Origin of the sequence: Prosthecobacter sp. SYSU 5D2 (assembly GCF_039655865.1) — a bacterium.
Taxonomy (GTDB): Bacteria; Verrucomicrobiota; Verrucomicrobiia; order Verrucomicrobiales; family Verrucomicrobiaceae; genus Prosthecobacter.
The window spans coordinates 40,448-52,994 of record NZ_JBBYXL010000018.1 but is presented as its reverse complement, the minus strand read 5'-3'; the positions used below and the strand labels follow the sequence as shown (position 1 = coordinate 52,994).

9 protein-coding genes and 1 pseudogene are annotated in these 12,547 nt (G+C 59.0%); 3 read left to right on the top strand and 7 right to left on the bottom strand.

The features are described from left to right. Positions 1–363 (top strand): annotated as a pseudogene (locus WJU23_RS23165) (hypothetical protein); the annotation flags it as partial. 632 nt (positions 364–995) lie between these two features. On the opposite strand, the gene WJU23_RS23160 reads toward WJU23_RS23165, so the two are convergent. The 6 genes from WJU23_RS23160 to WJU23_RS23135 all read right to left on the bottom strand — a co-directional run bounded on the left by WJU23_RS23160 (position 996) and on the right by WJU23_RS23135 (position 9,530). Further along, a complete protein-coding gene (locus WJU23_RS23160; RefSeq protein ID WP_346335016.1) occupies positions 996–2,333 on the bottom strand; it encodes an OFA family MFS transporter in 1,338 nt (445 codons plus the stop codon). Positions 2,334–2,403: 70 nt separating this feature from the next. Continuing rightward, on the bottom strand, positions 2,404–2,697 hold the full coding sequence (locus tag WJU23_RS23155; RefSeq protein WP_346335015.1) for a hypothetical protein: 294 nt from the start codon (positions 2,695–2,697) through the stop codon (positions 2,404–2,406). A 251-nt stretch (positions 2,698–2,948) separates the two neighbouring features. Further along, positions 2,949–3,341 (bottom strand): hypothetical protein, encoded by a 393-nt coding sequence (locus tag WJU23_RS23150; RefSeq protein WP_346335014.1) that lies wholly within the window; start codon positions 3,339–3,341, stop codon positions 2,949–2,951. Between the two features lie 131 nt (positions 3,342–3,472). Continuing rightward, a complete protein-coding gene (locus WJU23_RS23145; RefSeq protein ID WP_346335013.1) occupies positions 3,473–6,706 on the bottom strand; it encodes a LamG domain-containing protein in 3,234 nt (1,077 codons plus the stop codon). A 102-nt stretch (positions 6,707–6,808) separates the two neighbouring features. Next, on the bottom strand, positions 6,809–7,444 hold the full coding sequence (locus tag WJU23_RS23140) for a response regulator transcription factor (protein ID WP_346335012.1): 636 nt from the start codon (positions 7,442–7,444) through the stop codon (positions 6,809–6,811). Then, positions 7,428–9,530 (bottom strand): ATP-binding protein, encoded by a 2,103-nt coding sequence (locus tag WJU23_RS23135; RefSeq protein ID WP_346335011.1) that lies wholly within the window; start codon positions 9,528–9,530, stop codon positions 7,428–7,430. Before WJU23_RS23135 ends, WJU23_RS23140 begins: the two co-directional genes overlap by 17 nt. A gap of 228 nt (positions 9,531–9,758) precedes the next feature. On the opposite strand from WJU23_RS23135, the gene WJU23_RS23130 reads away from it, so the two are divergent. Both WJU23_RS23130 and WJU23_RS23125 read left to right on the top strand, forming a co-directional pair. Then, entirely contained in the window at positions 9,759–10,205 is a 447-nt protein-coding gene (locus tag WJU23_RS23130) for an NYN domain-containing protein (protein WP_346335010.1), read from the top strand. Positions 10,206–10,264: 59 nt separating this feature from the next. After that, a complete protein-coding gene (locus WJU23_RS23125) occupies positions 10,265–11,785 on the top strand; it encodes a sugar ABC transporter ATP-binding protein (RefSeq protein WP_346335009.1) in 1,521 nt (506 codons plus the stop codon). On the opposite strand, the gene WJU23_RS23120 is transcribed toward WJU23_RS23125, so the two are convergent. Beyond that, entirely contained in the window at positions 11,786–12,403 is a 618-nt protein-coding gene (locus WJU23_RS23120) for a hypothetical protein (RefSeq protein WP_346335008.1), read from the bottom strand. Positions 12,404–12,547 lie beyond the last annotated feature (144 nt).

Below are 12,547 nucleotides of genomic sequence, written 5' to 3'. Positions count from 1 at the left end.
GCCTGCTCTCTGAAATCATTGCTGTATCGTTTGCGGATCACGGTTCTCATAGTGCTTGTCCCTTATTTTGTGGTCCAGGATTTTAGCGCACCTCACTTCTGGGCCACCGAGGCATCGTTTCGCTTCATCATGGTGGCTTATAACTTGGTGAGCCTGTTCCGGCACTTTGGACTCAACAGCCACAACCAGGCTACCTTGGGCACGCTACGCTCCCAATGCTTTGCAATAGGCGGCTGGGTCAGCCAGCACGCGCGCAAAACGGTGCTCAAGCTTTCACTCCCCCGCAAAAAACGCCCCTGGATGGACGCCATCTTCAGCAAAATCGAGACTCTAACCGCACCTCTGATCTACTCTACTGCATAGTCCGGGTTCAAAGCACTTACCAGCAGGCGCTTTTGCCAAGCTTGGGCCTCCTGTCTCATCTGCATGAGCACTTCAGCAGGGATGGAATCCCGCAGGCGAAAGGTGATGAAATAGCAGCGTCCGGCAGCCCGCCAGTGGGGGAGATGACGATGGTAGGAACTGAAGTGGTCTGAACTGACAGGCTGATCTGGATCAAACCCCAAGAAATCAGCAGGTAACGGAATGTTTTTGGGGATCAGCCACGGCATCGTAGGGCGGATGTGTTTGGCGGAGAAGGGGGCATTGCGGGAGAGAGGTGGGCGACAAACTATCCGGCTTTTGGGCGGGGTGTGGATAAGGCAGACTTCGTGCGTTCGGGATCCAGCCGGATAGTTTTGCGAAGGGATTTTTTGATACTGGCGATCTGGCTCGGCGCAAAACACATCCGCCCTACGGCTAGGGTCGCCAATCGCTCATTGATGTTATTTTTGGACTTGGGAATTGCGGAAGAGCGGAAGGGATTTTTGGACGGATTTGGTGACGCCCCAGGAGAGGGGAAGGATGACGATGAGCCAGATAAGGAGGGGTTTCATGAAGGACGAATGACGAAATTCAGAATGACGAAAAACTGAACTGAGAACTTTGGAATGGGATCAAGACTGGCTTTTAACATGGTGTCTGGCATCCACGGGGCGGACGAGGAGGTTGGCGATGAGGCCGACGGTGAGGAGGGCGATCATGAGGTAGAAAATGGAGTTGTAGGCCTGCTCCGGGGGCATGGTCTTTTTGTTGGCGACGGAGAGGCGGTCCACGAGCTGGGGGCCGATGATGGCGGCCATGGACCAGGCGGTGATGAGGCGGCCATGAATGGCACCGACCTGGTAGCTGCCAAAGAGATCCCGAAGGTAGGCAGGGATGGTGGCGAAACCGCCGCCATACATGGTGAGGATGAGACCGGTGGCGATGACAAAGAGGGTGACACTCCCCTGCCCTTGAGTCCACGGAACGCTCATATAAAGGGCGGCTCCGAGGATGAAATAAACACAGTAGATGCCTTTGCGGCCGGTGAGATCCGACATGGAGGACCAGAAAAAACGACCGCCGAGGTTGCAGAGGGAAAGGAGGCCGACGTAACCCGCTGCGGCTGCGGGGGTGACTTTGAACATGTCCTGGATCATGGGGGAGGCCTGGCCGAGGATGCCGATGCCGGCGCTGACATTCATGCAGAGGACGATCCACAGGAGCCAGAACTGGGGGGTCTTCCAGGCGGTGTCCACGGCCACATTGGCATTGGTGACAAGGCGGGCAGACTGGGTCTTGGGCACCCAGCCTTCCGGTTTCCAGCCTTCCGGTGGAACACGGACGATGAAGGCCCCGAAGAGCATCATGACGGCATAAAGACCCGCCATGACAAGGAGGGCCTGGGTGGCACCGACGGATGTGGGGGTGGCAAAGAAGGCCATCAATTCTTCTGCCAAAGGTCCGCCGATGAGGGCACCGCCACCGAAGCCCATGATGGCCATGCCGGTGGCCATGCCGGGACGGTCAGGAAACCATTTCATCAAAGTGGAAACGGGCGCGATGTACCCCAGCCCGAGACCGATGCCGCCAATGAGGCCGTAACCGGCATAGAGCAGCCAGAGCTGGTGAAACTTCACCGCCAGGGCGGAGAGTGCCAGGCCGGTGCAAAAGCAGACCATGCTGGCGACCATGGTTTTACGAGGGCCGCTGCGCTCCACCCATTTCCCAAAGACGGCAGCCGACAGCCCTAGCAATGCGAGGGCGATGGAGTAAGCGACACCGACATCGGCCTCCGTCCAGTCGCCTGCAGCGGGAGCGTTGACGCCGAGAATTTGTGCCAGCGGTTTTTTAAAGACGCTGAAGCCATAAACCTGGCCGATGCACATGTGCACGGCAATGGCCGCAGGAGGCACCAGCCAGCGGGAAAATCCGGGGCGGGCGATGGTGGCGTCGCGGGAGAGAAAAGACATGCGCCCCGATTACTAACGGGGCGCGTCCCTGACAGGCAAGAATATAATCAGGCGGCTGTGCGCCTGGGGCTTATTTAGCCTTCTTGGTCGCCGCTTTTTTGGCGGGGGCCTTTTTAGCTGGAGCCGGAGCGGGTGCTTCGGCCTTTGGAGTCGGAGACACGGCTTTTTTAGCAGCAGGTGCCGGTGGCTCAGCAGGCTTCTGGGAGGCGACCCAATCGTTAACATGGACCCAGTCTTCGGAGGTTGCGCCACGGACATAGTCGCTGTCCTGAAGAAGACCACGGGCAGAAAAGCTAAGCAGTTCTGCGGCTGGGAAGGGACCGAATTCAACGAATGAGCGGCTGAGGAAGAAGGAGTCTTTCATGAGTGATTTAATAGGGGAGTTTTGAATACCTTACTTGGGATAAGATATGTTCTGTTTCAAGCAACTTCCTTGCCACAATGGAAGAGGAGAAAGCGAGGCAGCGATGTGTGCATTTTGCACGCCGATAAGGAGGAACATCACCCATTCGCTCTCTCCGGAACCAGCATTTGAAGAAGAGAGTTGACGGCACAAAATCGCACCCAGCGGTCAAACTGGATGCAGGTTTTTGGAAAAAACTTTTTCTCCTCTTTTTAGATGGTTTCGCACTCCGCCTGATAGGCGGTGATGAAGGCGGTAAGCTGGGTCTGCACAACGTCCTGAGCGGAGAAAAGTTCCCCCAAGGAAGCGGCGAAGGCTTTTTGCTTCAGTTCATCTTCAACGGTGAGCATGAGGGTGCTGAGACGCTCAAGGTTGGCACGGGAATGGAACTCCATGTCTTTGACCTGGGTCAGGACAGCAAGCGAGCCTTCATGGACGGCGATGGCTTCGGGTGAAGGGCCACCAGGGGCGGGTTCAGTCTCGGGGGCTGCTTCAGAAGCGGCTTCGGCTTTATTGGCCTCCGCTTTGTTGGCTTCGGCCTCCTCCTGGTGTTTTTTGTCGTGACTGACTTTTTTATCGTGGGCGGCGTTGCGTGGGTCGGACATGGCCGGAGGATACAGCATGGATACCGAAAAACAAGAATCTTTTGAGTATTATTCTGAATAGCTTTTCAAGATTTTTTTTAAAAACGCCATCGCGGTACAGCCAATTGAAGCAGCTCCTGCGATTGGAAGCCTCAAGGAGAAATGGCCATCCAGCGGGTGGTTTGCATACGCGAAGCGAGCTCGGTGATGCGGATTTCCCAGGTGCCGGGGTCTTCGTTGGGAGCGATGGATAAAGGCAGGGTGAGGAGACCGTTTTCGGCGGCGTAATGACCGCTGCCTTCGGCGGATTTGCCATTGGCATCGCGGATCTGGATTTCCAGCGGGACGATGGCTTTTAAAGGAGCGTCCTGGGTGGTGGTGAGGCGGATTTGGAGATCGGCGCTGTTGCCGCGTGTGGCGGTGGCGGGCAGATCGGCGGTGAGCTGCAAAAGGGGCTTGGGCAGGATCATGAAGATGCGTCCGTCGCAGGGACCGAGGTCCACTTTCCAGCGGAGGACACCGGCGGTATCGCGCTGCGGGATGATGAGGCTGCCATTTGTCAGGTCATAGATGGCGCCATGGTCCTGGGCGAGCGTGAGCGTGGCGGAGGTGGGCAGGCCGTTTTCCATCACGAGGCCATGCTGGCCAACATAGGTGCCAGCTTCGCGATGATCATTCATGACAAAGAGGTAGGTGGCATCGCCAAAACGACGGGTGCGCAGGATGACCTCGGGACTGTCCGCGGTGACGCGCGGCTGGTGGCCGAGAGCGATGACCTGGGGGCCGAGAGTGGAGGCGAGCTGAAGCACCTGGGCTTTGTCCTCAGCAGCTTTTTTGGCGCGCTTAAAACTGGTGAGGGTAATGTCAGCCTTGAGGGCGGGGCAGAGGTTTTGATCGGCGATGATTTTGCCTCCGCGCTTCTGCCATTCCTGGATTTTTTGGACGACAGCCTGTGTCAAAACATCGCAGTCCGTCATGACGAGAATTTTGCGACCGGCGAGGCCGTTTTTGAGGAGGGTTTCTTCGAACAGGATGTCGGTGCGAATGTGAGCGTGCTGGAGCGCCATCCAGACATCCGCCGCCCAGCCCAGGTTGCCGCCATAACCACCACGGCCGGCGAACATCTGCGAGGTGAAACTTTCCAGGACAGCCACCTCTGCACGCTCATCCGGGATGCACATCAAAGTGGGGCCAAGCGGACGGATGACATCGTGGATGAGCTCCTTGAGGACATGAACGGTGTTCGGGTTGGTGTAACGGTAGCCGCTGGTACTGTCCGTGGGGACCAGGGACTGCCAGCCGTGGTACATGATCCCTTCGATGGGACGCGAAATTTTAGTCCAGAAGGCCTCCTTTAAATGCATGGGCGCAATGGTGATGTAGGCGGCTTCAGGATCGTGATCTTCCCAGGCGGGAATGTCATCGGGCCGGACTTTTTTGATGGGGGCCGTCTGGCTGCGATACCAGATGAGCTGGGTCATCTTCATGATGCGCTGGCGGCGACCGGAGGCCTCGCTCATGGCCAGGAGCTGGTCAGTGCAGAGGCCGATGCGCTGGGGATCGGGGTAAGTATAGGTCCAATGGGAAAGGACATCCACCGTGCCGCCCGCGCCGCTGATGCTGGGCTGGCGCACGGCGGGGTCAAAAAAGGTGAACTGGTCGCGCCGGCCACTGGATTTCACGCCTTTGCTGAGGGCGGAATGGAGGGCATTCCAACCATCCCCGACGGTCCAGAACCAGCGATAATAATTGAGGATGGGATGGTCATCAGGAATGACGCGGTCCGCAGGGAAATCTTTGAGCTTGGTCCAGTCCACTCCCCGGCGGGTGACGACTTCCGCAGGAATGTCCGCCTGGGCAAACTGGCGGTAGGCTTCGATATCCACCGGAGTAAAGGAAGGCTGCGAGGAATCGCGCACCTCGCTATTGACCAGGGTGGCGGCAAAGGCCGGATGCTGGCCGTAGGTGCGTGCCATGCTACGGCCTACTTTTTCAAAGAAGGGCGGAAGCTCCGGGTTAAGGGCCACGATGTCGTGACGCTTCAGGATTTTTCCCGAGCGGTCCACACGAAGAAGGCCGGGGTTGGTTTCCAAGACGCGGCTGGGAGACAGTCGCGAAACGACTTTCATGCCGTTGGCGAGGGCCCGATCCAGCATCTGGAACGAACTGGCGATGCCTTCAGGAGTACCTGGGGGAACGTCCTTTTCCTCGTTGCGCTGAGCCCAAATATCGCCGGTAGAGGCATTCAATCCCATGAAGTGGGTAAAGCCGGCATCTTTCATCTGCGCCATATCTCCGCCGCCCCAAAGGATGACGGGCATCTGCGGAGAGGGACGTGGCACAATCTGGTAATCGGCCTGTTTTTCGGTGGCTGATGCACCTGTCTCCAGGCGGGCGATGAGGGCGTACATGCCTGGCTTCAGCGCGGTGTTGATGGTGAATTTGACATCATGTTTGCCTCCGGGCTTGAGGTCGGGCAGCGGGAAGGTTTCGTTCTTGCCATCAAAGGTTACTTTGAGGACGGCACCCGTAACGGGTTTGCGACGCAGATTGAGTGAAGAGAGCGTGACCTGTTCGGCCCGCTCCAGGCGCTGCCAGACCTGGCGGTTGCTGGTAATCTCCAGCGCCAGAGATTCAAAACGGAGCGCTCCAGAGCAGATGCGGACTTCATCAATGAATCCGGCGAAGCCGCTGTAGGAGCTGCCAATGCGGTCGCCGATGTGAAGGAACTTCGTGCCCGGCACAATGGCCCCGAAGCCGGGCTTGGTCACCTGGCTGATGAGGGAGCCATTGTGATAAAAGGTGGCGGTGCCTGCAGCGTCATAAGTGATGGCCATGTGCTGCCACTCGCCAGGAAGGATTTTCACCGGAGCGGAATGAAAGGTCTCCGAGACCGCGCCGAAACCCAGGGTGAGAGCCAGGCGGCGGGAGCCTGCGGAATCCTGCTCAGTGAGCTGCCAGGCGTAGTCGGTGTGGTTGTCCGGCACGTAGCGCTTGTCCATCAGGTAGCTGCGGCCTGACTCGGAAAACTCAGGCTTCGGTTTGATCCACATTTCCAAGGTGAAGGCCCCGGCAGGAGAAATCCCTTCTCTGTCGCTGACCCGGGCGGAGTGGGGTTTGGTGGATTCAAAGGCGGACTCCAGGGCCTGCCCGGATTGGCCTTCGGGGTGCAGCAATGCGCCGACGAGGGTGAGGTCATGTTTTTTGCCAGAGCTGTCTTTGAGCTCGGACCCGGCATCAAATTTCCAATAACCGAGGACATGCTTGCCTGTGGCATCTGTGCCTTGATAGCCGGACTCCCAGGATTCCTGAAGGGTGGCGGCAGGCAGAGCCTGGAGAAGAAAGAAAACGGGGAAGAAAAGGCAGGACAGACGAAGGGTGCGCATTGGGGAGGAGAGGAATACTGGCCGGGCACGGCAGGTATTTCGTCAACTGTGGGCGCGGCTGGTTTTTGAATGCATCCCCCTCAATGCCAGTGCACGGCAGCATCAGCGTTTCAGCAGGCCCCTGTCCAGCGCGGTCATCACGGCCTGGATGCGGTCTTCAGCCTCCAGCTTGCCCAGGATCCGGGCGACGAAGGTCTTGACGGTCTCAGTGGAGACGCCCATTTCCGCAGCGATCATTTTGTTAGGCCAGCCTTTGGCCATGCCTTGCAGCACTTCCAGCTCGCGGATGGAAAGAGAGGCATGGGAGCGGCGGTCATTGAGCTTGCCCAGCAGTGGCTGGGGGAAGTAACGACGGCCTGCGGCGACGGTACGGACGGCCTGGATGAGATCTGGACGGGGGGCATTTTTGGGCAAATAGCCCCGGACTCCTGCATTGACGGCACGGTGGATGTCCTCTTCCGTTTCCTCCACGGAGAAGATGAGCAGCCGGGCGCATTCAAAACGCCTGACGATTTCCCGGGCCACGTCCGTGCCATGCATGTCCGGCAGGTGGCCGTCCAATACCGCTACGTCGGGGCGGTGCTCGGCAAAAAGGTCAATCGCATCCTGGCCGCTGGCAGCCTCCGCAATGACACCGATGTCACTTTCCAGATTGAGGGCGGCACTGAGGCCGAGGCGGGTAAAGAAGTGGTCGTCCACAACCAGGACGCGGATGGAGTTTTCAGATACGGGGTTCATACTGAAGCGAAGAAAGGGGAAGCCGGACGGTGACTCGGGTGCCGGTACCGGGATGGGTGCTGAGATCCAGCTTTGCGCCGATTTTTGCCGCACGCTCTTTGAGGCCGCTGAGACCGAAGTGGCCCGGACGGGGTTGCGAGATGAGTCGGGGTTCAAAACCGCTGCCATCATCCTCGATGACCAGCTCCACCTGCCGGCGGCTGCTGTAAAGGCGGACCTGGATTTGAGAGGCGGAAGAATGGGCCAGCGCATTGGTGACAGCCTCCTGGGCGATGCGCATGAGGTGAAAAGGAACGCCCTCTGGAAGGACCGGTTCATTCCCTTCATGGATGAAACAGACCTGGGTGTTTGCATCAGCCGGGATGCGGTTTTGCAACCAGTCACTGAGAGACTCGGTCAGGCTGCTGCGCACGGTGGCATCACTGCGCAGATCCCAGATGCAATGCCGGGCCTCCACCTGGCAGTGCCGCAGCATGGCGGTGGTGTCATCAATGAGGCGTGGCAGCATCTCGGGCGCGGCATGCAGCGCGCCCTTCAGCGTCTCCAGATGCAGGGCTGCACTGGTGAGCTGCTGCTGCAGGCTGTCGTGAAATTCCCGCGCGATGCGCAGGCGCTCTTCCTCCGTGGCGGCCTGGCTTTCAATGCGGCGGATGCGCTGCGCCTGCCGCCAGATCTGCCAGCGGAAAATCAGCGCCCCAGGCAAGGCCACCCCCACCAGTCCCAGCAGCCACCAGACAGCCAGCATGAGCCGGTCAGCCGTCCACCAGGACGGCCCTGACAGCAGGACGATGTCCTCCCGGCTGCGCGGCAGGATGCTGAGACCGGTGCCCTCCGGGCTGGCGGTGCTGTCCTGCCCGATGTGGCAGATGCCGGTCAGCCGGATGACGCTGCCATCCTCCAAAGGCGGCAGATCATCCGGCTGTAGAAAACTGTTCCAGGCCAGCAGGCAATGCATGCCACTGGGCAGGGCCAGAGTGAGCCTGGTTGAACCGCCAGGAAGGGAGTAACTGTGAAGGATGCCGGTCACTTCCACCAGCTCGCGCTGCATGGCGGGATTGAAGAATCCTTGCACCATGGTCACCGGTTCAGGCGGTGGTCCCTGGCCTGTCACACGGCAGACACCATCCTGCAACATCAGCCTGCCGGTCTTGTTCTGCGGCCAGCAGGCGATGGATAGATGCTGGCCGGGAATGAAGACATCTCTTTGACGGGTCGAGACCTCAATGCTGCCCTCCTCCGTACGCAGGCACACCCAGGAGCGAGCCCTGGCCGCAGTGACGGTGCCGGCCACATGGACACGCTCCTTCAGCGTGGAGCGCGGCGTGGCCTCAATGGCACTGGCAGCAGTGACCGGGGGTCGTTGAAACACCTCCTCCAGCGCCTGAGGCTGCACATTCCAGCGGGTGCTTGACGAGACGAGCAAAAGCGCGTCAGCATTTTCCGGCAGCAGGGAGGTGTCCGCCCGGCAGACGAGCACCGCATCCATCTGCACCGGGGCGTTTATCCACTGGTCCAGGACCGCCTGCGGCTCACGCCAGGGGAGCCGGGCCACCGCGTGGCCGCTGGGGGAGCTGATCTCTACGATCAAGGGCTCGGAGTCAGCCTCAGGCACGGTAATGCTGCGGATGACTCCGGACAGGTGGGTCAGCAGTCCGTCAATGCGCATCTGCGCGGCTGCATCGAGATCAAAATGCAGAGGCGCTGCCGATTGTTTTTCACCTGGCAGCACCCTGACCTCCGGCGATCCCAGTTTGATACGGTGGCGCATCAGCATCGTGAGGCCCTGATGGCGCGTGAGGTAGCCTTCCACCTCCACCACTTCTCCAGGCAGCAGCCGGGCAGCGGACAGGCTGCGAGGATCGAACCCAATCCCGCCAGAGGCATCTTGCACATAGGCGAGCCCCATCTGCTGATTGCTAAAAGTGACCACCCCGCGCACCCGGACAGGTTTCTGGAATTCACGGCGCGCCAGGTGGGCCTTTGCCTGGGCAATGGTCATGACCGGCTGCTCCCCCCGAAGTACGGGAGGTAAAAACACGGTGGCCCAGAACAGCAGGCCGCAGACAATGACAGATGGGTTGGTCATCTGAGTTTCCGCAGTCTGCCAAATTTGCGCAGCAATAAGCAAGTGAGTTTTTTAGCACATCCACTTTGGGCACTAAGATATGCCTTTCACCAGTGGACCACATTGCTTTATGCGCGATTTTTAACAAGGTTGCCGCAAAGTGACTGATACTCCTGTGATACGCGGATAAACCATGAGCGCCGGGTTGCCAGGCAGGGCCTTTGAGTGTTTCCTCTGGATACGATCCGCATGCCCACTCCTGCCTATCTCTTCGTGGACGGTCACAGCGTGATGCACGCCTGGCCGGAGCTGAAGCGTGACCAGCGCCACGCGGGGCGCCGTCATCTGGCCCGGCTGGAGCTGATGAAGCGATTGCGCACGTATCAGGACATGAGCGGCAAGCAGGTCGTCGTTGTGTTTGACGGCACCCACTCGAAACGCACGGAGGAGCGGGAGCCTAACGGCCTCCAGATCATCTATGCCGAAGCCGCCACCACAGCGGATGCCATCCTGGAACGACTAGCCAGCCGGTATGGCCGTACGCACTCCGTGGAAGTGGTGTCTGCAGATGGCATGGTGCGTGAAACCATCCTCGCCTCCGGAGCCGGATGGACCAGCCCGGAGATGCTCAAATCCCTGTGCGACGATGCTGACCGCCAGGTGGGAAAGATCATCGCCAAAAACAAAAGCCGGTAACTTCCCTGCCCTTCACATCCGTTCTTGGCATTTGAGATTCCTTTTGCCAGTATCCTCCCATGATTCTGTCCGCCCATCATCTGACCAAAAAATTTCCGGGTGTCATCGCACTGAAGGATGTGTCGTTTGATCTGGAGGCGGGTGAAATCCATGCGCTGTGCGGGGAAAACGGTGCGGGAAAAAGCACGCTCATCAAGCTGCTCTCCGGCATTCATTCCCACGGCAGTTATGAAGGCCGGTTTGAGGTGGAGGGTGAGGAAGCGAAGTTTCACTCCATCTCCGATGCCGCCAAAGCAGGCATTGCCGTCATCTATCAGGAGCTGGCGCTGGTGAATGAAATGAGCGTGGCAGAAAACATTTTCCTGGGCAGCGAGCCGCGCCGCTTTGGCGGCTTCATTGACTGGCCGAAAATCTACCGGGAAGCCAAGGTGCTGCTGGAACGGTTCAAAGTGCATCTGGATCCTGCCGCGCGGGTCGGCTCCCTGGGGGTAGGCCAGAAGCAGCTTGTGGAGATCGTCAAGGCTCTGGCCAAGGACTCAAAAATTCTCATCCTGGATGAGCCGACAGCAGCCCTGGCGGAGCATGAGGTGCTGATCCTTCTGGACATCCTGAAGGACCTCAAAGCCCGGGGCATGACCTGCGTTTACATCAGCCACAAACTGGATGAAGTCTTCGCTGTTTCAGACCGCATCACCGTCATCCGGGACGGCAGCAGCATCATCACCAAAAACGCTGCGGACATGACCAAGGCGGAGGTCATCCAGCACATGGTGGGCCGGGAAATCACCGACCTTTTCCCCCGTCGTGCCGCCACGCCAGGAGCCACCGTTTTAAAGGTGCACAACCTCAGCGTGAAGGATGAGCAGGGCCTGCCACGGCTGCACGACATCAGCCTGGACCTGCGTGCGGGTGAGGTCCTGGGCATCGGCGGCCTCATGGGCGCAGGGCGCACCGAACTGCTCATGCATCTCTTCGGGGCCTGGGGCCGCCGTACCTCCGGTCAGGTGGAACTGAACGGTCGCAGCCTGGACGGCCTGCCTCCGGCCAAGATCCTGAACGCCGGCCTGGCGCTGGTGAGCGAGGACCGCCGCCGATATGGACTGGTGATTGAGCAGGAGATCGGCTTTAACCTGTCACTCTCTTCGTTAGGCCAGTTCAGCCAGGCAGGCTTCGTGAACCGCAGCCGGGAGACGGCGCGTAACCAGGAGTATTTCAAAAGCCTGCGCGTCAAGGCCACCGGTCTGGAGGCCATCGTAGGACGGCTCTCCGGCGGCAACCAGCAGAAGGTCGTCCTGGGCAAGGCGCTCATGACCGGTCCGCAGGTCGTCATGCTGGATGAGCCCACGCGTGGCATTGATGTTGGGGCCAAGCTCGAAATCTATGAACTGATCAACAAGCTCACCGAAGATGGCAAGGCCGTGCTTCTGGTCTCAAGCGAACTGCCGGAACTCATCGGCATGAGCGACCGCATCCTGATGCTGAATGAAGGCCGCATCGGCGGCACCTTCACCCGTGCCGAGGCCACCCAGGAAAGGCTTATGGAAGCCGCCATGGGCCAGGTGAAGGAAGCTGTGGTGTAATCAAGGAACCCGGAAAACTTTCCTGGAAGCCGGATCCTCAGCCAGAGATCCTGACCGCATTCCCTGAATATCTAGCAAAGAATGGGGCGGATACGGACTTTTGGCCAGGCCGGGGCTGACCTTCTCGGCTGTTTTCACTTTATCCAGGTCGGGCTTGGCAGCAGAAGTACGCGAGGACTTCTGAACCGGCGGCGGTGGCGGCACCAGCGCCGAGTTTCGATACTGGATTTCATGAACGGACAGCGTGGGCGGTGCGAGATCGAATTCATTGAGAGGCAACCCGTTCTCAGTGACCATTGGCTGCTGGTAATAACCCTCTTGGGTGACCACTGTACCATTGGGTAAAATGGAGATGGAGGAGCGGCTGGCCACTTCCTGGTTGTAACGGCCGGCGGCGGTTTCATACCCGGCTGAAAACTGGGTGCTGGCGAGGTACCTCTGCGGTGCTGCCGTTGCAGCCGCCGGGTTGATGCTGGCTGAAGGTACCCAGCGGATCTTTCTAACCGGGGGTGGCGCTTTCGGACGATGGCGGGAGACGTTAAAATTCCGTGTGTCAGGCTTGCGCCCAAAAACAAAGCCATTACTGCGAAACTCTCTGTCCTGAGCGGACAAAGTCATCGAAGATAAGCACAGGCTGAGTCCTAGCAGGATCCAGCCAAGAGGAAGGAGACAGGTTTTCATAGGACATAGAGCAAAGAGTTAGACCTCAGCAGAGGTACCAATCATTCGCTGCCACATTGTCCAAAGGATGTGTGAATGTGA